At 62.5% G+C, this 25495-nt stretch carries 20 protein-coding genes; 4 read left to right on the top strand and 16 right to left on the bottom strand.

The features are described from left to right. Positions 1–36 precede the first annotated feature (36 nt). From AB4N80_RS18475 to AB4N80_RS18455, 5 genes are all read right to left on the bottom strand, one after another. Positions 37–1140 (bottom strand): WD40/YVTN/BNR-like repeat-containing protein, encoded by a 1104-nt coding sequence (locus AB4N80_RS18475; protein ID WP_122565519.1) that lies wholly within the window; start codon positions 1138–1140, stop codon positions 37–39. A 69-nt stretch (positions 1141–1209) separates the two neighbouring features. After that, positions 1210–2571, bottom strand: a complete 1362-nt coding sequence (locus AB4N80_RS18470) for a DUF1329 domain-containing protein (RefSeq protein WP_354336989.1) — start codon at positions 2569–2571, stop codon at positions 1210–1212. A 15-nt stretch (positions 2572–2586) separates the two neighbouring features. Then, positions 2587–4236, bottom strand: coding sequence for a DUF1302 domain-containing protein (locus AB4N80_RS18465; RefSeq protein WP_122565521.1), 1650 nt, complete (start codon positions 4234–4236; stop codon positions 2587–2589). Positions 4237–4327: 91 nt separating this feature from the next. Then, a complete protein-coding gene (locus tag AB4N80_RS18460; protein ID WP_122565522.1) occupies positions 4328–5095 on the bottom strand; it encodes a coniferyl-alcohol dehydrogenase in 768 nt (255 codons plus the stop codon). A gap of 69 nt (positions 5096–5164) precedes the next feature. Then, the gene (locus AB4N80_RS18455) at positions 5165–6637 is read right to left on the bottom strand and encodes a benzaldehyde dehydrogenase (protein ID WP_460078154.1); all 1473 of its coding nucleotides are present in this window, start codon (positions 6635–6637) and stop codon (positions 5165–5167) included. 285 nt (positions 6638–6922) lie between these two features. Between AB4N80_RS18455 and AB4N80_RS18450 the strand changes: the two genes are divergently transcribed. Continuing rightward, positions 6923–8698, top strand: coding sequence for a sigma-54-dependent Fis family transcriptional regulator (locus AB4N80_RS18450; RefSeq protein ID WP_122565524.1), 1776 nt, complete (start codon positions 6923–6925; stop codon positions 8696–8698). 419 nt (positions 8699–9117) lie between these two features. On the opposite strand, the gene AB4N80_RS18445 is transcribed toward AB4N80_RS18450, so the two are convergent. Beyond that, positions 9118–9750 (bottom strand): hypothetical protein, encoded by a 633-nt coding sequence (locus tag AB4N80_RS18445; RefSeq protein ID WP_305467171.1) that lies wholly within the window; start codon positions 9748–9750, stop codon positions 9118–9120. Next, entirely contained in the window at positions 9734–10663 is a 930-nt protein-coding gene (locus AB4N80_RS18440; protein WP_460078152.1) for a cupin domain-containing protein, read from the bottom strand. The genes AB4N80_RS18445 and AB4N80_RS18440 overlap by 17 nt, the downstream gene beginning before the upstream one ends. 474 nt (positions 10664–11137) lie before the next feature. Here AB4N80_RS18440 and AB4N80_RS18435 point away from each other — a divergent pair, with 474 nt between their 5' ends. Both AB4N80_RS18435 and AB4N80_RS18430 read left to right on the top strand, forming a co-directional pair. Further along, the gene (locus AB4N80_RS18435) at positions 11138–11911 is read left to right on the top strand and encodes an L-iditol 2-dehydrogenase (RefSeq protein WP_122565528.1); all 774 of its coding nucleotides are present in this window, start codon (positions 11138–11140) and stop codon (positions 11909–11911) included. A gap of 194 nt (positions 11912–12105) precedes the next feature. Further along, the gene (locus AB4N80_RS18430) at positions 12106–12960 is read left to right on the top strand and encodes a CAP domain-containing protein (protein WP_354336996.1); all 855 of its coding nucleotides are present in this window, start codon (positions 12106–12108) and stop codon (positions 12958–12960) included. Positions 12961–13021: 61 nt separating this feature from the next. Here the strand turns inward: AB4N80_RS18430 and AB4N80_RS18425 are convergent, their stop codons facing one another. Continuing rightward, on the bottom strand, positions 13022–13918 hold the full coding sequence (locus AB4N80_RS18425; RefSeq protein ID WP_122565530.1) for an NAD(P)/FAD-dependent oxidoreductase: 897 nt from the start codon (positions 13916–13918) through the stop codon (positions 13022–13024). Positions 13919–14063: 145 nt separating this feature from the next. Between AB4N80_RS18425 and AB4N80_RS18420 the strand changes: the two genes are divergently transcribed. Continuing rightward, positions 14064–14540 (top strand): Rrf2 family transcriptional regulator, encoded by a 477-nt coding sequence (locus tag AB4N80_RS18420; protein ID WP_122565531.1) that lies wholly within the window; start codon positions 14064–14066, stop codon positions 14538–14540. A 248-nt stretch (positions 14541–14788) separates the two neighbouring features. Here AB4N80_RS18420 and mqo read toward each other — a convergent pair whose 3' ends face one another. The 8 genes from mqo to AB4N80_RS18380 all read right to left on the bottom strand — a co-directional run bounded on the left by mqo (position 14789) and on the right by AB4N80_RS18380 (position 25492). Continuing rightward, positions 14789–16432, bottom strand: coding sequence for a malate dehydrogenase (quinone) (mqo, locus tag AB4N80_RS18415; protein WP_122565532.1), 1644 nt, complete (start codon positions 16430–16432; stop codon positions 14789–14791). A gap of 520 nt (positions 16433–16952) precedes the next feature. Continuing rightward, positions 16953–18323, bottom strand: coding sequence for a hybrid sensor histidine kinase/response regulator (locus AB4N80_RS18410; RefSeq protein ID WP_122565534.1), 1371 nt, complete (start codon positions 18321–18323; stop codon positions 16953–16955). Next, positions 18307–19464, bottom strand: a complete 1158-nt coding sequence (ercA, locus tag AB4N80_RS18405; RefSeq protein WP_122565535.1) for an alcohol dehydrogenase-like regulatory protein ErcA — start codon at positions 19462–19464, stop codon at positions 18307–18309. The genes AB4N80_RS18410 and ercA overlap by 17 nt, the downstream gene beginning before the upstream one ends. 133 nt (positions 19465–19597) lie before the next feature. Beyond that, positions 19598–19669 carry a pyrroloquinoline quinone precursor peptide PqqA gene (gene pqqA, locus AB4N80_RS18400; protein WP_003243383.1) on the bottom strand — a complete coding sequence of 24 codons (72 nt, stop codon included), beginning with the start codon at positions 19667–19669 and terminating at the stop codon, positions 19598–19600. A 273-nt stretch (positions 19670–19942) separates the two neighbouring features. Further along, positions 19943–21463: an acetaldehyde dehydrogenase ExaC gene (gene exaC, locus AB4N80_RS18395; RefSeq protein ID WP_122565536.1), complete on the bottom strand. Its 1521-nt coding sequence runs from the start codon at positions 21461–21463 to the stop codon at positions 19943–19945. A 269-nt stretch (positions 21464–21732) separates the two neighbouring features. After that, entirely contained in the window at positions 21733–23508 is a 1776-nt protein-coding gene (locus AB4N80_RS18390; protein ID WP_354336999.1) for a PQQ-dependent methanol/ethanol family dehydrogenase, read from the bottom strand. 276 nt (positions 23509–23784) lie between these two features. After that, positions 23785–24720, bottom strand: a complete 936-nt coding sequence (locus tag AB4N80_RS18385; protein ID WP_122565538.1) for a quinoprotein relay system zinc metallohydrolase 1 — start codon at positions 24718–24720, stop codon at positions 23785–23787. 16 nt (positions 24721–24736) lie between these two features. Continuing rightward, positions 24737–25492, bottom strand: coding sequence for a quinoprotein dehydrogenase-associated SoxYZ-like carrier (locus AB4N80_RS18380; protein WP_122565539.1), 756 nt, complete (start codon positions 25490–25492; stop codon positions 24737–24739). Positions 25493–25495: the final 3 nt, after the last annotated feature.

Here is a 25495-nt window from a genome sequence, read left to right as displayed (position 1 = left end):
ACGAGCCGTGGCCCGATAGCGCTACACCGTGAAGTTTCAAGGTTGACCGGAGGCCCGCGGATCCTGGTCAGCGGCCACGCCGGTCAAACCGACGCTGGCCAGGCTGCCGTCGACCGCCTGTTGCATGGCAGCGACGGTCCCGCCGCTGCGGCTCTGACGCTTGTCAAAGCTGCGGCCCTGGTCATGACTGAAGAGAAGCTCGCCACTCTGGCTGGCCAGCAACAGGCCGCCGTCGCGCAGTTCGAGGGCGCTCGCCAGGGTTGATTCGATACCGGTATCGAGGCGTCGCCAACTGCCGCCACGGTCATCGGACCACCAGGCGTTTCCGCGCAAGCCATAGATGATCAAGGCCCCATCGCGGGTGCCGAGCAGGCCGAAAAAGCTGCCCTCATAAGGTGACTTCAAGGCTTGGAATGACTGCCCGGCATCGGTCGAACGCAACAGCAGGCCGCGCTCCCCCACCAGCAGCAGGTCCTTGCCCACGGCGCGAATGCCATACAGGTTCAAACCCTGGGGATTTTCCACATGCCGCATCCACGGTTGCCAGCTTCGCCCGCCGTCATCGGTACGGTAGATCTGGTTGTAGGCACCCACGACGTAGCCGTGCAGGCGGTCACTGAAATACAGGTCGAGAAACGGTTTGTCCGGTCCGTCATCGAGCATGTGCCGTGCCTGTGCCAGGTGGCTGGCACCGCCGGGTTGATTGGCATCGCGCTCAGCGACCTGCACCGCCAGGGCGATGGCGCGCTCACCGTCGAGTTGCTTTTGCCAGGTTTCCCCGCCGTCCTGGGTGTGCAGCACCACGCCCAGGTGACCGACCGCCCAGCCCTGCTCGGCATCGACGAATTGCACCGCCGTCAGGCTGACGCTGACCGGTACCTTGGCCTGGCGCCAACTCACGCCAGCGTCATCGGAGAGCAGCACGATCCCACGCTCCCCCACCGCCACCAGGCGTTCGCCGGCCCGGGCCAGCCCAAGCAATACCGCGCGCGGGGCCTTGGCCGTCGGCAGTGCCGGTTGCTGCAACACCGCCAATGTCGTGGCCTGTGCGCCCCAGGGTACGTTTGCCAACAAGCACCCCACCAGGGCGCAAGCACCCCATAGCGAACCGCGGCGCGCAAAGATTTTTTCAACGTTCATATCGTTATTCCGCCTGGAAAATCGTAAGCGACCGTGGCGAACCTCCTCCTCGCCACGGCCACCACAGGTTCAGCGCATGTTTTCGTTGGCCATGGCATCTGGGGTGAAATAGGACGCCGAAGGCTTCGCGACCTTCTGGTACTGAACCGCCAGGTCGTTGCTCGATGAGTTGAGGAAGTAGGCCCCGGTGTCGAGGTTGTAGCTGCCCCACATGACCTGTGCGGTAAGGGCCGGCAGATCAGGTGCCAGCAGCGTCAGCGAGTACATCTGCCGGCCGAGCTTGCCCTGGGCGTCATAACCGTCGGCCATCAGGATCTGCCAGGAGTCTTCGTCGACGTAGTAGGTCCGACGCGGCACGACATGGCGCTTGCCGGATTTGAGCGTGGCCTCGACCACCCAGACCCGATGCTTCTCCCAACGCACCAAGTCGGGATTGAGGAAGTTCGCCTTGACCAGGTCGTCGCTCTTGGCCAGCGCGGCGCGGTTATTGTTGTAGCCGACGATCAGCTCTTTCTTGCCCACCAGCTTGAGGTCGTAGCGATCGGTCGGTCCGAACAGCATGAACGCCTCGTCGAACAGGCCGACACCGGAGGTCACGAAGTCCGGCGTGTCATAGGCAATGTTCGGCGCCCGGCGAACCCGGCGCTGGCCGACCAGATACTGCCAGGCCGCCCGATTGGCCGGGTCCAGGTCCCAGTGGGTCATCAGGCCTTCGCCGGCCTTGGACGACGGCAACTCGGTGAACAGCTTGCCCAGCAGGTACTTGCCCGAATAGCTTTCCAGGCTGCCGCCTTCGACGTAGTAGGGAAACTGGTAGGTGTATTGGGCACGGGTCGCTTGGACTTTCTTGCCGCCGGCGGTCATCAGCCAGGTATCGAAAGGTGAGCTGATGGTGTCGCCGCCCTGCCACGACAACCGATAATTCCACAGCACTTGCGCACCGTTTTCCGGGATCGGGAACGGGATGCCGCCGTAGGCGTTGGAAACCTTCTCGCTGTCCACGTCCAGCGTGGCGCGGGTGGCATTCTTGCTGGTGTTGTCATACACCCATTGCGGCGCCGCGGCCGAACGATGGGTCGGGTACACGTCCAGGCGATAGTCCGGGTACTTCTTGAGCAGCAGCTTGGTGCCTTCGGCCAGTTCGTTGGCGTACTGCTCCATGTTCGCGGCTTTGATCGAATACAGCGGTTTCTCGCTGGCGAATGGATCAGGACGCTTGTCACCCGGTTTATAGCCGGGCGTGACCTGGGTATAACCGCCCTGCCACGCCGGGATACTGCCATCGGCATTACCGGCACGCTCGCCGCCCAGGGGGGTCAGATCGGTTTTCAAACGTGCGGCCTGTTCAGGCGATACGGCCGCCTGCGCCAGCCCCATGCCGGCCAGGGCCAGGGTCAGGACGCAGGTGTTCAGGAAAGCTGTGTTCTGCATGGCGAATCCACCTTATTAGAATGAGGTTTTCACGTAGAGCGAGACGAAGTCGCGGTCGGCCAACGACTGTCCGTAACTGAAATTGCCGTCCTCGCGCAGCCCGGCTTTCGGTGCGCCGAAGAAGTTCACGTAGTTGAGGCCGACATCCCAGCGTTGCAGATAGGTGGCTTTGAGCCCGACACTCCAGTCACCGGAATGGGTGTTGCCGAAGCCGGATTTGTTGACCGCCGATGAACGCCCATCGAGCACTATCCCCATGCCAATCGGCACGGTCAGGTCGATCCCGTCGACAATCTGGAAGTACGCCGGCTCGATCAATACCCGCAGCGCCGTGGCATCGCGGGTGGTGTTGGAATCCAGCGCGGCAGCGTTCTTGGTCACGCTCAAGGTGCGGTTCCAAGCCAGTTCGGCCAGGGCCGAGCCGCCGTCCCAGAACGCGGTGGGCGATAACAGGTAAATCGCCGACAGGTTGGCATGGGCGGTCTTGCCCCTGGCGAACAACTCATTGTCGCCACCATCGGCCTCCATGCCGGGGGTCACCACTTGCAGGTTGCTCACCAGCGGTGCGTTCCAGCGCACCGACGTTTCACCGGCAAAGTTGAACGGGCCGTAGGCGGTGGAGAAACTGACGCCGGCGGTCTTGATATCTTCGGCGTAGACCTGCCGATAGGAACCCAGGATCGGCAAGCCGGTGGCCGCTGCCGCCGGACCGTCCAAGTACGCGTACAACCCGATCGGCGCCTTGTCGTGATACTGGGCCGCGTAGAAACCCAGCTCCAGTTCGGTGCCGCTCGGCTTGTAGCGAATCTGCATGCCGCCCTGCCCCGAATTGCGCGGTTTCAGATCGCCGCCATTGACCGTGTCGTTACCGAACACTTCGCGCAACGGACCACTGCCGTAACCGATGGCATCGACATCGCTCAGGTAGCTGCCGGCACCGGGCAGGTTGGAACGCTCCCACTCAAACTGATAGTAAGCGCCCACCGACAGCTGCGGGTTGATCTGCAACTGCCCGGAGATTTGATTGACCGGGCGCAGGATCTCCTTGAACTGAGTCCCCGGCACGCTGAGCAACTTGACGACGTCGGTCGGGCCTTGGGCATTGGCAATGCCGTTGCCACCATAGAACAGGCTTTCCCCGTAGATCAGGCTGTGTCGGCCCAGGCGCGCCACGCCCTGGGAGTCTTCACCGAGGTCACCGCGCAAGAACACGAAGGCATCGAGAATTTCCGCGTCGCGACCGTGGAGCTTGCGGGTTTCGCTGAGGAAGTGCGGTTGCTCGTTGCTGTCGGTGTCCTGGTTATAGATATCGTCGTACCAGGCCGCGCCGCTCACGCGCAGGCCATAGTTTTGCCGGCTGAGGTCCATTTCGGAGAACAGATCCAGGCGGTTGGAGACCAGGCCACGGCTGAAGTTCTTATCGCCCTGGCTCTGGATCGAGGGGTACAGGCCGTTGGCGGTTGGCGCGTTGACCAAGCGGCTGTCCTGCCCCTGCAAGCGCCAGGCCTGGCTGTACTTGATGGTGTTGTCCCAGCGCAATTTCCAATCGGAGTCACCCAGGTCCATTTGCATGGCCTCGACCCGATCGACCATCACACCGGTGCTGCATAACGCCAGGAACAGGGCGCAATGCTTGAAACGAAAGCTATCTTTGAGGTTATCCATGGACGCTTCTCATTATTGTTATTTTTGGGCATGGCTTTGGCAGCCAACACGCTCAGGTCGCGGCTTGCGCCGCTTTCTACGGGTGCGCATTTCAGATGTAGGTAGAGGCCAATCCACCATCGACCGGCAGGTTGACGCCGTTGATCCAGCGCGATTCGTCGGCACACAGGAAAGCGATCACCGCCGCCACCTCATCGGCGTAAGCGGGACGTTTCATGCGGTGGGCATCGGCCTGGGTCCGGGCCTCGCCGAGCATGCTCACGAAGTCGTCGAGGATGGGCGTGAATACCGGGCCTGGGGCGACACTGTTCATGCGCACCGAATGCTCAAGGAACCAGGGTTGGGCCTGCAGGTAATTCCAGACGATCAAGGCTTCCTTGAAGTACTGGTAGCAGGTCTGGTTCGCCACCGGGTGGTCGGCCAGCCAGGCTTGCGCGGCGGCAAAATCGTCGATGCGCGCCAGCGCCTTGTGCTGTTCCAGGCGTAACGGCCATTCGGCGCCGAGGATCGAGGCGATATTGACGATGCTGCCGCCAGCGCTGATACGTGGCAGCAGCGCACGGCTCAAGTGACGCAGCCCAAGGTAGTTGACCCGCGCCAGCAGTTGCGGGTTGGCGGTGCCCGGCACGCCGGCAATGTTGCACAGGCTGTCGAGCCGTGCGGGCAGCTGTGGCAGCAACCGATCGATGTTCTCGGCGCTACTCAAGTCGCCCTGCACAAAACCGTCCAGGGTCATGTGGGGCGCCTTGAGGTCCACGCCAATCACTTGGGCGCCATGAGCGCGCAGCAGGCTCGCGGTGGCGGCACCGATACCCGACGAGACACCGGTCACCAGCACAATCTTGTTGTCGAGTTTCATGTTGAGTCCTCTTATTATTTTTGTGTACCCACGGGCCCTCAGCTCATCGGGCCCGGTAAAACCGACCTGTCAGAACGGGTAGACCGGCGCCGTATCCTTGACCGTCACCCACTGCCATTGGGTGTATTCGTCCCAGTCCGCCGGGCCACCGACGCTGCCACCATTGCCCGAGGCGCCGCGCCCACCGAACGGGTTGACGCACTCATCGGCGACGGTCTGGTCATTGATGTGCAACATGCCGCACTGCAACCGCTCACCAATGGCCATGGCCCGGCCCACCGACGGTGAAATGATCGCCGCCGCCAAACCGTACTCGGTGCGATTGGCCAACTCGATGGCTTCGTCATCGGTGGCAAAGCTGACCACCGTTGCCACCGGCCCGAAGACCTCCTCGTCAAAAGCGCGCATGCCCGGCTTCACGCCGCTGAGCACGGTGGCCTGGTAGAACAGCCGATCATGGCCGCCGCCTGCTTCCAGCCGGGCTCCGGCGCGCACGGTGTCACTGACGATGTCGTGGACCCGTTGCAACTGCCGCTGGTTGATCAGCGGCCCCATCGCGGCTTCTTGCCGGGCGGCGTTGCCGACGGTCATGGCCTGGGCCTTTTCCACCAGTTTGCGGGTCAGCTCGGCGGCGATGGATTCATGGGCGAGAATCAAGCCGGTGGCCATGCAAATCTGCCCTTGATGCAGCCAGGCGCCCCACGCCGCGTTTCGGGCGGCGAGGTCGAGGTCGGCGTCTTCGAGAATGATCAGTGGGTTCTTGCCGCCCAACTCCAGGGCGACCTTCTTCAGGTTGCGCCCGGCCACCTCAGCAACTTTGCGACCCGCGCCGGTGGAGCCGGTGAAGGCGATCATGCGCACGTTAGGGTCACGGCACAGCGCCTCACCAGCATCCGCCGCGCCGGGCAACACTTGCAGCAAACCCTTGGGCAGGCCTGCTACTTCGAACAACCGGGCGATGAGGAAACCGCCACTCACCGGGGTCTGCGGATCCGGCTTGAGCACCACCGCGTTGCCCGCCGCCAGGGCCGGCGCGACGGAGCGCATGGACAGCACCAGGGGAAAGTTGAAGGGCGAAATCACTCCGACCACACCATGGGGTTGGCGCCGCGCAAAGGACAGACGCCCCGCCTCGCTGGGCAAGACCACCCCATGGGCCTGGGACAGCAGGCCGGCGGCCTGATGCAACAGCACGATGGCTTCGCGCACTTCGTGCTGGCCTTTGAACAGCGCGGCACCGGTCTCCCGCGCCACGTACAGCGCCAACTCATCGAAGGACTGCTCGGCCACGTCGGCGGCCTTGCGGAAGATCGCCGCCCGTTGTCGCGGGCCCAGGGCCGCCCATGCCGGTTGGGCCAGGGCGGCGTCGCGACTGGCCTTGGCAATGTCGGCGGTGTCGGCGGTGGCACAGCGCATCAGTCGCTCACCAGTAGCCGGCTCGATGATCGATTGCAGCGGGCCCGAGGCAGGCACCCAATCCCCGTTGAAGACACATTCCGATTCGATCACCTGGGACAGCAGGTGGCTTTTGGGTGCAGACATTTAACACTCCCGGCTCTTTGTTGTTGTCATCGTTTGGCGCACCTGGAAGGTATCGACGCAAACGCCGTGCAAGTGCTTGAGCAAGCGCTGTGCCGGTTTTGCCCGCAGGCCTTGATAAACCTGGCGAAAGGCTCTGGCTCAAGGTTCTTCGCCAGGTATGACGCACAGGGCGCCTGCGCCAACCTGGCCGTTGGCCAGCTGCCGCTTGTTCATTTGATAAAGTTATGCTTAATAACTATCTCGCCAGGTGATCATTTCGATCATCCCGTCATCAGGGGCATAACAATGAATAATCCCCACTGCCAGTTGCCGGATCACCGGATCACCACCGAGCATTACCATCCACGGGGTGACAGCAACGAGCTGAGCGACAGCAGTTCGCCCACAACGGCAGAACTCACCGCGTGCCTGTTTTTCTCCCCCGACGATGGCCGTATCTGGCTCAACGACCAACGCATGTTGCTGCTGCACAGTTCATCCTTCGGTGCGTTGCGCCGGGAAATCATCGAACGCCAGGGGCTGGAGCAGGCCCGAGGCATGCTCACCCGCACCGGCTATTCCTCCGGCGCCCGGGATGCCCGGCTGATTCGTGAACGCTGGCCTCACGCCGATGCCGCGGCGGTGTTCCGCGCCGGCACGCATCTGCATACCCTTGAAGGCATGACCAAGGTCGAGCCGCTGCATTTCAAGTTCGACGCCGACTCGGGCTTCTATGAGGGGGAGTTTCTCTGGCATCACTCCTGCGAGGCCGACGAGCATGTCGCCGCCTATGGCATCGGGCAGGATCCGGTGTGCTGGACCGAACTGGGCTACGCCATCGGTTTCGTCAGCGGGTTGTTCGGGCAACTGGTGGTCTTTCGCGAAGTGGAATGCCGGGGCATGGGCCACGAACGCTGCCGAGTCGTCGGCAAGACCGCCGAGCAATGGGGTGACATCGAGCAGGATCTGAATTACCTCAACGCCTCCCCGCCGACGGTCGTCGCGCGCGCCGACACTCAGTCCGACAGTGTGGCCGGAGCCGCCCTGCTGCCGGACAGCGAACAGCCGCTGATCGGTGCCAGCGCCGCCTTCAACGCCGCGACCCAGGCTTTGCAACGGGTGGCCTTGACCCCTGCCACCGTGCTGGTCAGCGGCGAATCCGGCGTGGGCAAGGAGATGTTCGCCCGCCAGTTGCACCAACTGAGCCGGCGCCGTGACGGCCCGTTCATCGCCCTCAACTGCGCGGCCATCCCCGACAATCTGATCGAGGCTGAACTGTTCGGCGTCGAGCGCGGTGCCTACACCGGCGCCACCCATTCACGCCCCGGTCGTTTCGAGCGCGCTCACGGTGGTACGTTGTTCCTGGACGAGATCACCTGCCTGAGCCTGGCCGGGCAAAGCAAGTTGCTGCGTGCCTTGCAGGAGCGGGAAATCGAACGGGTCGGCGGCGGTCACGGCATCAAGGTCGACGTGCGGGTCGTGGCGGCCACCAACATCGACCTGCGCAAGGCAGTGGCGGACGGCGCGTTCCGTGAAGACCTGTTCTACCGGCTCAACGTCTACCCCATCGCCCTGCCGCCCCTGCGCGAGCGCCGTGATGACATACCGTTGCTGATCAATGCCTTTCTCACGCGCTTTTGCCAGGAATACGGCCGCACACCGATGGGCCTGACCATGCGTGCGTTGAAGGTGTTGTTGCGCTACGACTTTCCGGGCAACGTGCGGGAATTGCAGAACCTCATCGAACGGGGCCTGATCGCCAGCGAGGAAGGCCAGGCGATTGACCTGGTCCACTTGTTTCGCAATGAGCAATTGCCGGTGGATGCGTACTCCGTGGACCACCTCGGCGGCCTCTCGCCGATGGGCCTGGCCGCCAACGATGCCGCAGAAAAACCGGCGCTGCTCCAGTCCCTCAGCCAACTGGACTCGGACTTCTCCATTGACGGCCTGGAATCACGCCTGATCAACGAAGCTCTGCAACTGAGCAGCGGCAACCTGGCGGCGGCCGCGCGCTCGTTGGGACTGAGCCGGGCGCAGTTCGCGTATCGGTTGAAGAAGCATCAACGGGGTGTCCCAGAGTAAACACCGACCCAAGGGGGAATGCTGCAAAATTTGGGGCCGCTTCGCGACCCAGCGGGAGCAAGCTCCCTCGCCACGGGTTTGTCGACGGCCTTAAGTAAATAATATTACCTGTGGGAGCGAGCTTGCTCGCGATGGCGGTGGGTCAGTTGGCATTGAGGTTGGCTGTGCTGACGTCATCGCGAGCAAGCTCGCTCCCACATTGGTTTCTGGGTGACTACAAGGTCTGTGTCAAGCTCGCTCCCACACGGGTCTCCGGGCGACTGCAAGGTCTGTATCCACCACAAGTCCTCTGTGGGAGCGAGCTTGCTCGCGATGGCGGTGGGTCAGTTGGCATTGATGTCGACTGTGCTGACATCATCGCGAGCAAACTCGCTCCCACATTGGTTTCTGGGTGACTGCAAGGTATGTGTCCAAGCCGCTCAATCCGTCGTGCTCGCCGCCAGCACAGCAAGCGTTCGGCGCTTGGGGTTCCAGATGCTCAGGCACCAGACGCCCCACCACTCCAGACCATCTTCGAAATAATCGCTCCAGGGCTCCCGTGCTGAATCGTGCTTGTCGCTGGCGGTCCAGTTAACGTTGAAGTTGTCGACCCAATTCAACACCACGACATCAGCGTCGTCCTCGAGCCCGAGCAGGTCGAGCCATTCCTTGAACAGCGCTTGCGGGGTGTCGTCGGCGAAGCGAGTGCCATAGGGCGGTTCGCAGAAGGCAGCGTACAAGGCATAAGTATGCTGCTGATCATCTTTGTCGACGCGCATGAGTCGGGTCACTTCGTCCCGATTCAACGGCTTGGCGATAGCCTTGTTCAAATCCCAATCCATGGTCGGGGGCGCAGCCTCGACATAGCGAGGGTCCAGGGTCAGTTGACGGTGACGCTCCAGCCATTGCGCCTCGATGTGCTGGAACAGCAGGCCCACGGCCTGGCGATGGCGCGCCTCGTCAACCGCCTCACTCGCCTCGGGCGCGAGCACCAGGAATTCGAAGGCGCACCCGGCCTTTTCCATTCGCTGGCGCAGGGATGCGCTGGCTGCCTGTTCAACGACGGTCAACATGGCAGGCTCCGTCAGGCAGGGCAAAAGCCCCCCGCCGATATTCGCTGGGGGTCTGGTTCATTTCGATGCGGAAATGGCGGTTGAAGTTGGACAGGTTGTTGTAGCCCACTTCAAAACAGACGTCAGTCACCGGCATTTCACTCTGCAACAGCAAACGGCAGGCACGCTGGACCCGCAGCTTGCGCATCAAATCGATGAAACCGTGCCCGGTGATGCGCTTGAAGAACCGCGAGAAGCCCGGCTCGCTCATGTCCAGTCGGCGGGCGATCACCGACAGGCGCAGGTCGCCAGTGAGTTCGGCTTGCAGGTACTCGAACGCTTTATGGATGCGCTCGGAACTGCGCGCATCCAGGATCGGCGCGTAGCAAGGGCTCGCCAGGCTCAGGGCCTCGTCGCCGGGAGCCTGGTTGAGGATGTGGAGCAGCTCCAGGAACAGCGTCAACCGCGCCAGCCCCTGGGCCGGACCGATGGCTTCCAGCAGGTGCGCGGCTTGCTGCGCTGTATTGCCAGCGAAGGCCAGGCCACGGCGCGCGCGTTCGAACAGCCCCTGCAGATCCCCCAGTTCAGGCAGGGTGCGGCGCAAGGTCAGCAGCGTGGTGCCGTCGAATTGCAACACCACGTCGCGCCCCGCCAAATACTCGCCCGGTGCCAGGTCGCCCATCCAGTCATGGGGCAAGTCCGGGCCGATCATCGCCACATGGCCTGGGCCAAACGGGCCGATGTAATCGCCCGCCAACAGTTTGCCGCTGCCCTGGCGGATGAGGTGGATTTCAAATTCAGGATGATGGTTCCAGCGCGCCAGCGGGTACGGGTAGTCATGCTCGTACCAGCGAAAACTGTGTTCAGGCTCGGGCAGGATGACTTCCAGTTCGGCCGGTCGCTGCTCGAACAGGGGCGTTCGGTGATCAGGCATGTCGCGCCTCTTTTATCGTTATAGGGGGCACCTTACGCCGAGTGCGCAGCGTTTCGCCAGCCTCGGCCTGACCGCCCACCGATACTTTTTTAACCCACACCTGGCGCACTCAAGGGCGTTAAAAAAGTACCAGCCCGCGATCCTCCCTGCGTTTGTCGGCCTCCACGGGCGCTGCTGTAATCGGCGTGCCACAGATCACTGTCGACCAGGCACTGGCCTCGGCGCAATCGAGTACCGAGCAGGAGATGAAGCGGGCTGGGTATCCAAAGCAATAACGATTGGTACCCGCTCTGTGGTGAGGGGATTTATCCCCGCTGGGCTGCGCAGCAGCCCTCAAAAAAGCGCGACTTGATCAACCTGACACACCAATTGCCTGGTCTGGGGCTGCTGCGCAGCCCAGCGGGGATAAATCCCCTCGCCACAAAAGATATCAGCGCTCTCTCGTTATTGATTTCACTCCAAGAGGACCAACCCATGAAACGACTGGAAGGAAAAAGTGCCCTGGTGACCGGCGCCGCCCGTGGTATCGGCAGGACGTTTGCACAGGCCTATATCAACGAAGGGGCCACAGTAGCGATCGCCGATATCGACCTTGAGCGGGCCCAGGCCACCGCCGCCGAACTGGGCGACGGTGCCTACGCGGTCAAAATGGACATAACCGACCAGGCCTCCATCGACCAGGCCATCGAAGCAGTGGTGGCTCGGGCGGGCAAGCTGGATATCCTGATCAACAACGCCGCGCTGTTCGACCTGGCGCCCATCGTGGAGATTACCCGTCAGAGCTACGAGCGGCTGTTTTCCATCAACGTCGCCGGCACGCTGTTCACGCTGCAGGCGGCAGCCCGGCAGATGATCCGCCAGGGCCATGGCGGCCGGATCATCAACATGGCCAGCCAGGCCGGCCGGCGTGGCGAAGCCCTGGTGGCGATTTATTGCGCCACCAAGGCGGCGGTGATCAGCCTGACCCAGTCCGCCGGGCTGGATCTGATCAAGCACCGGATCAACGTCAACGCCATCGCCCCCGGCGTGGTGGATGGCGAGCATTGGGACGGCGTGGACGCGCTGTTCGCCCGCCACGAAAACCTGCCGCTGGGGGAAAAGAAGCGCCAGGTCGGCCAGCAAGTACCCTATGGCCGGATGGGCACCGCGGAGGACCTCACCGGCATGGCGATTTTCCTGGCCTCGGCCGAGAGCGAATACGTGGTGGCGCAGACGTATAACGTCGATGGCGGTAACTGGATGAGCTAATAATCTGTGTTTTTATGGCCTTGAAACGACGGAAATGGACTTATTCGCTTAAAAATTGATCCCACTACTTGAGGATTGTCCCGAACGGTACCCAACGGTACCGTTTCAAGGGATTTCAAGAGAGCGTGAATACCGTTGCCCCAGCGGGGCAAAAATTGCGCATCATAGGCGCCGTCCGCTCAAGGGAGATTTACATGCGTGCCATTTCATCCGTCATGGGTCTTGTCGTGCTGTCGCTGGGCCTGGTATTCGCCACCAGCGCGACGGCCACCGAAGAGACGCAACTGGTCGAGTCCATCAACCTTTACCGCAGCCAATCCCAAAGCTGTGCCGGCCAGGCCTCGCTGGAGTTGCCGCCGCTGGCGATGGACTCCCGGCTGATCCTGTCGGCCAATGGCATCGGCGACCTGCAACAGGCGCTGGCGCGGGCGGCCTATCCCATGGTCAACGTGCAAGCCATCAGCCTGTCCGGGCCCCGCGATGCCCAATCGGCCATGAAAGCCGTGCAGGAAAGCTTCTGCCAGGTGGTGCTCGACCCGCAGTTCGTCGACATCGGCGTCAGCCGCCTGGATCGCGAATGGCGCATCGTGCTGGCGCGCCCGTTGTTGTCGGCGCGCCTGGGTGATTGGCAAGCCGAGGGCCAGAAACTGCTGAAGCTGATCAACAGTGCCCGCGCCCAGCCGCGTCGCTGCGGCACCGAAGCCTTCGCCGCCACCACGCCGCTGGCCTGGAACGCCACCTTGGCCCTGGCCGCCGTCACTCACACTCGGGCCATGGCCAACAACAACTTCTTCGACCACAAGGACCGCGACAACCGCACGCCGGGCGACCGCGCCGAACTGGCCGGCTATCTGGGCCAATTGATCGGCGAGAACATTGCCGCCGGACAAGACACTGCGCTCAAGGTGGTGGACGGCTGGCTGGCCAGCCCGGGGCACTGCGCCAACCTGATGAACCCACAGTTTCGCGAATTGGGCGCCGGGTATGCGACCGATCCGAAAAGCGATGCGGGGATCTATTGGACGGCGATGTTTGGTACTCAGCAGTAGCGACGCCATCGTGAGCAGGCTCGCTCCCACAGGCCACTATCCTGTGGGAGCATGGATGCCCTCAGTGCGCGCCGAAGATCAACGACCGATGTACGCCTGATCCCGCCCTCACCCCATCGCCGACCGCCAACGCCACCGAGCCGAACGGCATCGCCGCATCGCCACAGGCGAATACCCCCCGCACGCTGGTTTCACGCGTCATCGGGTCGGCCTGGATGAACGCCCCGAGCGGGCCGTCTTCAAGCGCGCAACCCAAGGACGCCGCGAGTGAGCCCGCCACCTGGATACGCGGCAAGACAAACAGGCCGTCAATGGCGACCACACGTCCGTCGGCCAGCACCACATCGGCCCGTTCGCCTTCAAGACGTTCGACACGTTCCGGCACCACGACCACGCCGCGTCGCGCCAGGCTCTCCAGTTGTTCTGCATCGGGTTCGAACACGCCACGGGTGAAGAACGTCGTCGGGCCCCAGTCGGGCAGCATCAAGGCATGGTGGAGCGACATCGGCGAGGTCGCCAACACGCCGATGGGGCCTTGTTCCAGCTCGTAGCCGTGGCAATACGGACAATGGAAGACGCTTTTGCCCCAGCGCTGCGTCAACCCTTCCACGTCTGGTAATTCATCGATGACACCGCAGGCAAGCAACAGGCATTGGGCACTGTAGCGTTGCCCATCGACGGTTTCCACGGCGAACCCTCCCGCCTCCTGGCTGGCCGCGATCGCGGTACTCGATACCCATTCCACCGTCGGATAGGCCAATAGCTGGCGACGGGCCTCTTCGACAATGTCCCCGGGGGCACGACCGTCCTGCCCGAGAAAACCATGGGAGCTGGCCGCGAACCGGTTGCGCCGCTGGCCGGCATCGATCACCAACACGTTGCGGCGGGCACGGGCCAGTTGTAGGCCTGCGGACATACCGGCGTAGCTGCCGCCGGCGATGATGACGTCGTAGCGCATGATCAATCTCCAAGGTGGTTTGGCGGAATCGAAAAAGTCTCGACACATCGTAAGTTCCTTGAAAAGCCGCTGTCAACGATCTCGTAACTTTTGCAATTACAGGCGATACTCACGCCCGTCTCCACCACAAAACACTGCAACGCTCATGAGAACCGACACCCGCCTGTCCCGCATGCTCCACGTGCTGATCCACATGGATCGCCACCAACAATCGGCCACGTCTGACACCCTCGCGCAGATGCTGGGCACCAACCCGGTGGTGGTGCGCCGGACCATGGCGCTGCTCAAGGAACAGGGGTATGTCACTTCGGAGAAAGGCCATCGCGGCGGCTGGACCCTGAGCAAACCGTTGTCGGAGATGACGTTGCTGGATATCCACCAGGCCTTGGGCAGCACGTCGATCTTTGCCATTGGCCTGTCCACCGATCATCCGCAATGCCTGGTGGAACAAGCGGTGAATGCGGCGTTGACGGATGCGTTCGATGAGGCCCAGGCGTTGCTGCTCAAGCGTTTGGGGGCGATTACCCTGGCGCAGTTGGCGGAGGATTTTGATGCGCGGTTCAGGGAGATAGGCGGAACAAGCACAGATGATCTGACGCACCGGGGGCAGATCGAGCATTGATGCTGACTGACCGTGCATCATCGCGAGCAAGCTCGCTCCCACAAGGGGTCGGTGGCCAATACAAAACTCGCAGACAGCCGGGAACATTGTGGGAGCGAGCTTGCTCGCGAAAGCGCCGGCACATTCAACATCACCTGTTCAGGTAAACCGTCATCGCGATCAGGCTCGCGCCCACAGGGTTTACCGAACCCCAAAAAAAACGCCGCTCAACGAGCGGCGTTTTTATGCCTCACCAGACAGCGTCCGGCTTACAGCGCCATGTCAGCCGCTGGGTTGGCCTCAGGGGCTGGGCCCGGCTTGGCCGGTGCCGCTGGGGCGCCTGGCTTGCCGATCGCCGGTGGCGGGTCCAGTTGCAGGACCTCGCTGGTGTACGCCCATTCCTGGGCTACGCGCTCAGGGCTTTCGTTGAGCTTGGTGCCGTAGCTCGGCACGATCTGGCGCAGTTTTTCCTGCCAGGCTGGGCTTGCGACCTTGTCCTTGAAGACCTTCTCAAGCACGGTCAGCATGATCGGTGCAGCGGTCGAGGCGCCAGGCGAGGCACCCAGCAGGCCGGCGATGCTGCCGTCCTGGGACGCGACCACTTCGGTGCCGAGTTTCAGGACGCCGCCCTTCTCTTCGTCACGCTTGATGATCTGCACGCGCTGGCCGGCCTGCCACAGGCGCCAGTCTTCTTGCTTGGCCTCCGGGAAGTACTCTTTCAGGGCGTTGAAGCGGTCTTCATCCGACAGCATCAGCTGGCCGGCCAGGTATTCGACCAATGGGTACTGTTCGATACCGACCTTGGTCATCGGCCACACGTTGTGGGTGGTGGTGCTGGTCAGCAGGTCGAAGTACGAACCGTTCTTCAGGAATTTGGTGGAGAACGTTGCGAACGGGCCAAACAGGATCACGCGCTTGCCATCGAGCACACGGGTGTCCAGGTGTGGAACCGACATCGGCGGAGCGCCCACCGAAGCCTTGCCATACGCCTTCGCCAGGTGCAGTTGGGCGACGGTCGGGTTTTCGGTGACCAGGAACGAACCACCCACCGGGAAACCTGCGTATTCACGCGCTTCCGGGATGTCGGACTTCTGCAGCAGGTGCAACGCACCGCCACCAGCGCCGATGAACACGAACTTGGCGTCGGTCTCGGTTTCGGTACCGTCTTTCAGGTTCTTGTACGAAACGCGCCAGGTGCCGTCTTCGTTGCGGGTAATCTCTTCCACTTCGCTGGAGAGCTTGAGGGAGAAGTTCGGCTTGGTTTGCAGGTAAGCCGCGAATTGACGAGTGATTTCGCCGAAGTTCACGTCAGTACCCAGGGGACTCCAGGTAGCCGCGACTTTCTGGCTCGGGTCACGCCCTTGCATCATCAGCGGAACCCACTTGCTGATTTGCTCGCGATCTTCGGAATACTGCATGCCGGCGAACAACGGGCTGGCCTGGAGGGCTTCGTAGCGCTTCTTCAGGAACGCGATGTTCTCGTCGCCCCACAAAAAGCTCATGTGCGGGGTGGAGTTGATGAACGAACGCGGGTTCTTCAACACGCCGTTCTTGACCTGCCAGGACCAGAACTGGCGGGAGATCTGGAAGGCTTCGTTGATTTCGATGGCCTTGGAGATATCAACCTTGCCGTTCTTGTCTTCCGGCGTGTAGTTCAGTTCGGCCAGCGCAGAGTGACCGGTACCGGCATTGTTCCAGCCGTTGGAGCTCTCTTCGGCAACACCGTCCAGGCGCTCGACCATTTCCATGGTCCAGCCCGGCTCCAGCTCATTGAGCCAGACGCCGAGTGTCGAGCTCATGATGCCCCCACCGATGAGCAAGACATCCACTTTTTTTGGCTCGGCGGCGTGCGTGGTCGCAAGACCCATCGCCATCGCCAGGCCCAGTAGCGCCGTGTGTGTTTTCTTCAACATGTGTGTATCCCTAGATGAACGCCATTCCATCCACCGGTCCTGATCAAGGATAGACCACATCCACGGCCAGCAACGCCAGGGGGATGGGATCGAGACGGACTGGAGGATGGACCTACAGGGCCGAGCACATTCGTCGACCTCTCGTTTATGTCTCTCCGGCGCTGACTTCTTGTAGGTCTTGGCTTCAGCTGGGTGAGGGACGCTGCAAACGGTGCTCATCGGGCCTGACGTGGCCGTGCCCGATTGTCGCAGCGGGGGGAGTTTACATAAGGAAATAAACAGACCGAAGCGCATTTTTACATTCTGGGCAAAAACGCCGACCAAATGACGGCATTTTAATGGCCCTGATCGGCAGTGAGCCTGATATCAATCCCCTTTGCCCGATGCAGACCTCCTGTGGGAGCGAGCTTGCTCGCGATGAGGCCGGGACATTCAACAATGATGTTGACTGATCGGCCGCTATCGCGAGCAAGCTCGCTCCCACAGGGGTTCAGGGTTGATGGGATTTCCGGGAGTGGCGCTACCCAAGCATCTGACTCAACACCGCCCGCAACTTGCCAGGCTTGACCGGTTTGTTGAGCAGCGGTGCATCCAGCTTGCGCAGGGCGCGGCGGCACTGGTCGCTGCGGTCGGCGGTGATGATCACCGCCGGGATCGCCTGGTGGAAATGCTCGCGCAGGTGCTTGACCACTTCACAGCCCACGACCCCATGATCCAGGTGAAAATCCGCCAGGATCAGCTCCGGCGCACGGCCTTGCAGCACGTCAAGGGCACCCGCCTCGTCGGTGGCGGTCAACACGTCGCAGCCCCACTGCCCCAACAGCGCGGCCATGCTTTGCAGGATGCTCAGCTCATTGTCGATCACCAACAAGCGCCGCCCCGGCAGCGGGTTGCCGGCGACCGCCTGTACCGGGGCCAGCGCCATGGGCAGCGGTTTTTCATCCGACAGCGGCACCACGATACTGAACACCGAGCCTCGCCCCGGTCGCGAACGCACCTGCACCCGATAGCCGAGGATATGGGCGATGCGTTCGACAATCGCCAACCCCAGGCCCACGCCCTTGCGATCCGCCGCCCGGCCGACGTCCAGTTGGTTGAATTCGAGGAAAATCGACTCCAGGCAATCGGCTGCGATGCCGCGCCCCGTGTCCCAGACTTCCAGGCTCAAGCGCCCTCCCCGCCGCCGGGCCGCCAGGAGAATGCCACCCTGGTCGGTATAGCGGCAGGCATTGCTCAGCAGGTTGCGCAGGATACGGCTGATCAACCGCAGGTCGGTCAGCACCGCTTCGTCACCAAACCGCGCCCGCAGCTCCAACCCGGCGGCACCGGCCACCGATTGAAACTCCGATACCAGTGGCCCCAGCAACTCATCCAGCCGATATGGCGCCAGGTCGGGCTTGACCGCTGCCTGGTCCAGCCGGGAAATGTCCAACAGGTCGGTGAGCAGGTCTTCGGCGCCTTCGAGCGCCTGGTGGGTGCGTTCCACCAGCACGTGCTCGGCGGCAGGCAGTTGGCGCTCACGCAACGTGGCGATCAGCAGACGGGCCGCGTTGAGGGGCTGCAACAGATCATGGCTGGCGGCGGCCAGGTATTTGTCCTTGCTGCGGTTGGCGGCCTGGGCGACGTCCCGAGCGTCGCGTAATTGCTGTTCAACCAGCTCGCGCTGAGCAATCTGCTGCTGCAGGTTGTGGTTGGCTTCCAACAGCGCATCGGTGCGCTCGGCCACCCGCTGCTCCAGTTGGTCATTGAGCTGTTGCAGGTGTCGCCGGGCCTGTTCCAGCTCATCGAGGCGCGCCGTCAGCTCCGGATAGTGACTCTTGCGCGTCGAGTGATTGCCCAGTCCCAGCAGCCCCTCCAGGGCTTTTTGCTGCTCGTCAGAGGGCTTCGCCATAGACGACCTCGACATCCCGCTGGCTCGACTCCCGAGGATTGGTGAGGATGCACGGGTCATGCATCGCATGTTGCGACAGGAACGGAATGTCCGAGGTGCTCACGCCGTGCAGGCCCAGGGTCTCGTGGAAGCCAATGGTGTGCTTGAGGGCAATCAGGTGCTCCACCAGGCGGCCGCGGATCTGCTGGTGGTTGAGCCCTCGGCAATCGATGCCCAGGGTCTCGGCTATCACCTTGAAACGCTCCGGTGCCGAGTTGTAGTTGAACGCCACCACGTGCTCCACCAGTACCGCGTTGCACAGGCCATGGGGCAAATCGAGGAAACCGCCCAGGCTGTGGGACATCGCGTGCACAGCCCCGAGGATCGCGTTGGAGAACGCCAGCCCGGCCTGCATGCTGCCCAGCATGATTTTTTCCCGCAGGGCGATGTCCGCCGGGTTGGCGATCATCTGCACCAGGTTGCCATTGATCAGGCGCATGGCTTCCAGTGCATGGGGGTCGGTCAGCGGGCCGTGACCGGTGGACACGAAGGCCTCGATGGCATGCACCAGCGCATCGATGCCGGTACAGGCGGACAGGAACGGGTCCATGCTCAGGGTGGTTTCCGGATCGATCAGCGACACGTCCGGCACCGCCGCCTTGCTGACGATGGAGAACTTCATGCGTTCTTGCTGGTTGGAGATGATCACGAACTGCGACACGTCAGCCGACGTCCCCGCCGTCGTGGGAATCAGGATCAGCGGCGGGCTGGGCACGTTCAGGGTATCGACGCCTTCGAACTCGAGAATGTTGCGTCCGTGGGCAACGACAATGCCGATGCCTTTGCCGCAATCCATCGGGCTACCACCGCCCACCGCGACGATGACATCGCAATGGTTTTCCCGGTACAGGTCGGCCCCGAGCATCACTTCCTCGACCCGCGGATTGGGCGAGACCGCGCTGTAGATGCAGTAATCGATACCTTGGGCCTGGAGGCTGGCTTCGACGTCCGCCACCCAACCGGCGGCGATGACCCCGGGGTCGGTGACGATCAGCACTTTGCGTGCGCCGAAGGTCTTGGCGTAGTTGCCGACATTGTGCCGACAACCGGCACCGAACATGATTTCAGGAGAAACGAACTTGCGCAGCGGGCTGAGGCTCATCTTTTCAGTTACGTGGCTCATCGGTAAGCCTGTTGTTATTGTCAGGGGATACCTTGAGCCTAAAGCATCCCGCTGTGAATGCAATCAGACCAATGGGGTAGCCCGGCCTGAACGTCCCAGGCCGGGCCGGCACTCATCGGTTAGCGAAGTACATCGTCACTTCAAAGCCGATACGCAGGTCGGTGTACGCGGGTTTAGTCCACATGGGTCTTTCCTCTTCTTGTACCGGGCGATTCCGGCAAGGTCATTAATGCACGCCAAGCCTGGGGCTCGAATGCTACTTTCGAAGCGGTGGGTGGGGTGCGTTGGTATCAATTCAGGGGCATACATATTCAAATGTGGGGCCTGCTGTGGGAGCAAAGCTTGCTCGCGATGAATCGCCCTCGGCCTGATCGGCTGACCGAGTCGTCTGTATCGCGGGCAAGCCTTGCTCCCACAGCAAGCTCGCTCCCACAGGGGGTGGTGCTGTGGTCTCGGGTTAGAAGAACCCCAACGGATTGATGTCGTAGCTCACCAGCAGGTTCTTGGTCTGCTGGTAGTGGTCGAGCATCATCTTGTGGGTTTCACGCCCCACGCCGGACTTCTTGTAGCCACCGAACGCGGCATGGGCCGGGTACAGGTGGTAGCAGTTGGTCCACACACGACCAGCCTTGATCGCCCGGCCCATACGGTAGGCGCGGTTGATGTCGCGGGTCCACAGGCCGGCACCCAGGCCGAACTCGGTGTCGTTGGCGATCGCCAGGGCTTCGGCTTCGTCCTTGAAGGTGGTCACACCCACCACCGGGCCGAAGATCTCTTCCTGGAACACGCGCATTTTGTTGTGGCCCTTGAGCAGGGTCGGCTGGATGTAATAGCCGCTCGACAAATCGCCCTCGAGTCGCTCGGCAGCACCGCCGGTGAGCAGTTCGGCGCCCTCTTGCTGGGCAATTTCAAGGTACGACAGGATCTTGTCGAATTGCTGCTGGGACGCCTGGGCGCCAACCATGGTCTCGGTGTCTAGCGGGTCGCCGCGCTTGATCTTGGCGATCTTCTTCATGACCACGGCCATGAACGATTCGTAGATCGACTCCTGCACCAGCGCCCGGGACGGGCAGGTGCAGACTTCGCCCTGGTTGAAGAACGCCAGCACCAGGCCTTCGGCGGCCTTTTCAATGAAGGCAGGTTCGGCTTGCATGATGTCTTCGAAGAAGATGTTCGGCGACTTGCCGCCCAGTTCCACGGTGGACGGGATGATGTTCTCGGCCGCACACTTCATGATGTGCGAACCCACCGGCGTGGATCCGGTAAAGGCGATCTTGGCGATACGCTTGCTGGTGGCCAGGGCTTCACCAGCTTCGCGACCGAAACCATGGACGATGTTCAACACCCCGGGTGGCAGCAGGTCGGCGATCAGCTCGATGAAGACCGTGATCGACAGCGGTGTTTGCTCCGCCGGCTTGAGCACGATGCAGTTACCCGCAGCCAGGGCCGGGGCGAGTTTCCAGGCCGCCATCAGCAGCGGGAAGTTCCACGGGATGATCTGCCCGACCACGCCCAGCGGCTCGTGGAAATGATAGGCCGTGGTCAGTTCGTTGATCTCGGCCGCCCCACCCTCTTGGGCGCGGATGCAGCCAGCGAAGTAACGGAAATGGTCGGCCGACAGCGGCACGTCGGCATTGAGGGTTTCGCGTACGGCCTTGCCGTTGTCCCAGGTTTCGCTGACGGCGAGGATTTCCAGGTTCTGCTCGATGCGGTCGGCGATTTTCAACAGCACCAGGGAACGGTCCTGCACCGAGGTCTTGCCCCAGGCGTCGGCGGCGGCATGGGCGGCATCCAGTGCCTTGTCGATGTCGGCGGCGCTGGAGCGCGGGAATTCGGCAATGACTTCGCCGTTGACCGGGGACGTGTTGGTGAAGTACTCGCCGTTGACCGGCGCGACGAATTCGCCGCCGATGAAATTGCCATAGCGCGGTTTGAAGGAAACGACGGCGCCTGGGGTTCCGGGTTGTGCGTAGATCATGATGGGGCCTCTGCCTGGTCGATGCCTGTCACGGGACAGGCGATAGGCCGATGGTAGAGAGCCCCGCCAGCCGGACGAATGCGTCGTTGGCAGGGGGGACTCTCGTTATTTGGTCGTAGGTTTTGCCGCGATCCGGGGATGAACCGGAGCTTTTATGTGGGAGCGAGCTTGCTCGCGATGGCGGCGGATCAGTCAACATCAATGCAAGATGTTCTGGCCCCATCGCGAGCAAGCTCGCTCCCACAGGTTCTACATTTGCCAAGGTTGGCTCAGCGCTTGGCCACCAACTCTTTCGGCAACTTGAAGGTCCAGAGCATACCGCCCTGGTTGAAGTCTTTCACGCGCTTGGCCACCTCGCCGCCCCACAGCGGTACCGCGCCGCCCCAGCCGGAAACCACGGAGATGTATTGCTCGCCGTCCATTTCCCAGGTGATGGGGGAGCCGAGCACGCCGGAGCCGGTCTGGAATTCCCAGACCTTTTCCCCAGTCTTGGCGTTGAACGCCTGCAGGAACCCTTCAGGCGTGCCGGTGAACACCAGGTTGCCCTTGGTGGTCAGGACCCCGCCCCACAGCGGCGCGAAGTTCTTGTGGCGCCAGACTTCCTTGCCGGTCTTGGGGTCGATGGCCCGCAGCACGCCGATGTAATCCTCGTTCAGCGGCTTGATGGTGAAACCGGCACCGAGGAACGCCGCGCCTTTCTTGTAGGCGATGCCCTCGTTCCAGATGTCCATGCCCCATTCGTTGGACGGCACGTAGAACAGGCCCGTGTCCTGGTTGTAGGCCATGGGCATCCAGTTTTTCGCGCCGAGGAACGCCGGTGCCACGAACACCGAACTGCCCTTGGCTTCGCTGCCCGGTGCGCCCGGACGGCTGGCCTCGTTGTAGATCGGCCGCCCGTCCTTGTCCAGGCCGGTGGCCCAGGTGATCTTGTCGACAAACGGGAAGCCGCGGATGAATTTGCCGTTGGTGCGGTCGAGCACGTAGAAGAAGCCGTTACGGTCAGCGGTCGCCGCCGCTTTGATGTCCTTGCCGCCTTCCTTGTAGTTGAACGAGATCAGTTCGTTGACGCCGTCATAATCCCAGCCGTCGTGAGGCGTGCTTTGGAAGTGCCATTTGATGCTGCCATCGTCCGGGTTCAGGGCCAGGCGCGACGACGAATAGAGGTTGTCGCCAGGACGCAGGTGGGAGTTCCAGGGCGCAGGGTTGCCGGTGCCGAACAGCAGCAGGTTGGTTTCCGGGTCGTAGTAGCCGCCCAGCCACGGCGCGGCACCGCCGGTTTTCCAGAGATCGCCCGGCCAGGTCTTGCCGGCCTCGCCGCCGGAGATACCGTTCTCGACCGCCTTGCCGTCCTTGTAGACGTAGCCCATGTGGCCTTCCACGGTCGGACGGGTCCACAGCAGTTCGCCGTTCTTCGGGTCGTAGGCGCTGATCTGGCCGACCACGCCGAACTCGCCGCCGGCCACCCCGGTAATGAGCTTGCCGTTCACCACCATGGGCGCGGCGCTGATGGAATAACCTTCCTTGTGGTCGGCCACCTTCTTGCTCCACACCACTTTGCCGGTGTCCTTGTTCAGCGCCACGAGCTTGGCGTCGAGGGTGCCGAAGAACACCAGGTCGCCATACAGCGCCACGCCGCGGTTGATCACGTCGCAGCAAGGACGGATATCATCGGGCAGGCGTGCATCGTACTGCCACAGCTTCTTGCCGGTGCGCGCATCCACCGCGAACACCCGCGAATAAGAACCGGTGAGGTACATCACCCCGTCCTTGATCATCGGCTGGGCCTGCTGGCCGCGCTGCTTTTCGCCGCCGAAGGAGAACGCCCAGACCGGGCGCAGGTCCTTGACGTTATTGACATTGAGGGTATCGAGCGGGCTGTAGCGCTGGCCCTGGACGCCCAGGCCGTTGGTCACGACCTGCTGCGGGTTTTTCGGGTCCTGGAGAATTTCCTGATCGGTCACGGCTGCAAGGGCCGAACCGGACAGCAGCATGGCACTGAGCAGCAGGCTCACGGCGAAGGGTTGGCGACGTGCGGGATGACTCATGACGGCTACCTCTGCGGTTATTGTTATACCCGGGAAATTTTCCCGGTCTGCCACAGATTCTTGGCCTCGGGGCCGTCGCCAACAATTGCCCGCTGTGTTGAGTTTTCTAGTTCCTTGGTACATGTGGAGGAGCAGCGCCCCCCCGTGGCGAGGGAGCTTGCTCCCGCTGGGGCGCGCAGCGGCCCTGAAAATGGCCCAGTCAATATTGATAGCCGGGGTGACTGATACAGGGGCTGCTGCGCAGCCCAGCGGGAGCAAGCTCCCTCGCCACGGGAATCATTCGGGTTGGGTGTCCACCCGCTTCATCCCCGCCCGCTCATACCGCGGGTAAAGATGACTGACACTTCGAATCAACTCATAGCGACTCAAACTGATCCCGGCAAAACGCTCGGGGATGGGGCTGCGGATCATCTCGGCCATGTCGTCGCCCCGCGCCGCGCCGTCGCGCATCAGTTGGTCGAGCCAGCCCAGGTAGTCGCGCATCTGCGAGAAAGGCCGGGCGTTGGTCGCAACCGGGCCATGGCCGGGCACGATCTGCTTCCAGGGCAACGCCTGCAAGGTGTCCAGGTCGTTGAGCCAGACCTCCAGCCCCGGGCTGTTGGGGGTGGTCAGGGCGCGCTCGTAGAACATCAGGTCGCCGGCGAACAGCACGCCGGTGGTTTCGTCGAGGATCGCCAGGTCGGCCCCGGTGTGCCCGGCCAGTTGCAACAAGCGCAACGAGTGATTGCCCACCGTCAGCGTCCCGGCCGCGACCACCTGGGTCGGCAATACCACTTCAGTGCCACGCATCCAATCGCCCACCAGCCGATACATGTTTTCCGCCAGCGCATCACCCTGTTGTCGCAGCAGATCGGTGGTGTCCGCCAAGGCACCGATGGGCACGTCGCTGAATGCCTGGTTGCCCAATACGTGGTCGGGGTGATGATGGGTCAGCAAGACCTGGATGACCGGCTTATCGGTGGTCGCCGCAATGGCCTGGCGCAGCGCCTCGCCATAACGTTTCGACGGACCGGTGTCGATCACCACCACACCGACATCGGTGACGATGAACGCCGTATTGACGATATTGCCGCCGTTGGTCTTGGCAAAGTTCTCGGTGCTGCCTTCCAGCAGCCAGGTGCCTTCGGCGATCTGCCGGGGCTTGAGTGAATACTCGGTGGCGGACCATGCCGGCAGGCACAGGCCAAGACAGATCAGTAACAGCCAGCGCATGGTGCGCTCCTTCTGGTCAGGGAATGGCCGCCTCGAACGCGTTGCCACTGTTGTCGCGCAGCACCAGGCGGGTCTGTCCCGGGCCTTGGATGTCGAAGCCCAGGTTGGGGTTTTCGCTGACCGCCGGGAACAGCTCCAGGCGCGCCAACACCTGACCGTCAGCGTCCAGCAGTTGCGCCTGGTTGATGAAGAACTCCGGGATGCCGCTCACCAGGCCGTTGTCCATCGGATGGGCAATTTGCAGGCGCAAGCGACTCGAATCCCCTCGCGGATAACGACCGCCCAGCACCTCGCCCAAGTGTTCCTCCCAACCCGGCTGGGTGCGCACCACGCTGGGCGCAGTGCAGCCACCACCCGCCGCGTCGATCAAGGTCGAACCGACGTGCCACAGGCCATCGCGGGTCTGCACGGCGGCGCGCAACGGCGTGGCCTGTTCGATGCGAATGCGGATCGACAGCCAGGGCAGCACCCGCTCCCCCGGTTGGAAGTCGACGATTTTCGGCAACGGGTTCAGCTCCGCCCAGGCCAGCACCCGCACAACGTCGCCAGTAAATGCCCGGGCATCGATTTCCAGCGGCACCTGGCGCGCATCTTCGGCAAAGGGTGGCGCCAGCAGTCGCACCCGGTCGTCGAACACGAACGGCGCGTCCCCCAGCAATTGTTTGTGATAAAAGGCCCACATCACCGACGGCACCGGATCCTTCCCTGGCTCGACCGCCATCGCCAGCCACGGCAGGCACCACAACAGCAGGCCATACGCTCGCCAGTTCATCCC

The sequence above is a fragment of the Pseudomonas sp. H3_A02 genome (assembly GCF_054671965.1).
This window is presented reverse-complemented; position numbering and strand designations above follow the sequence as displayed.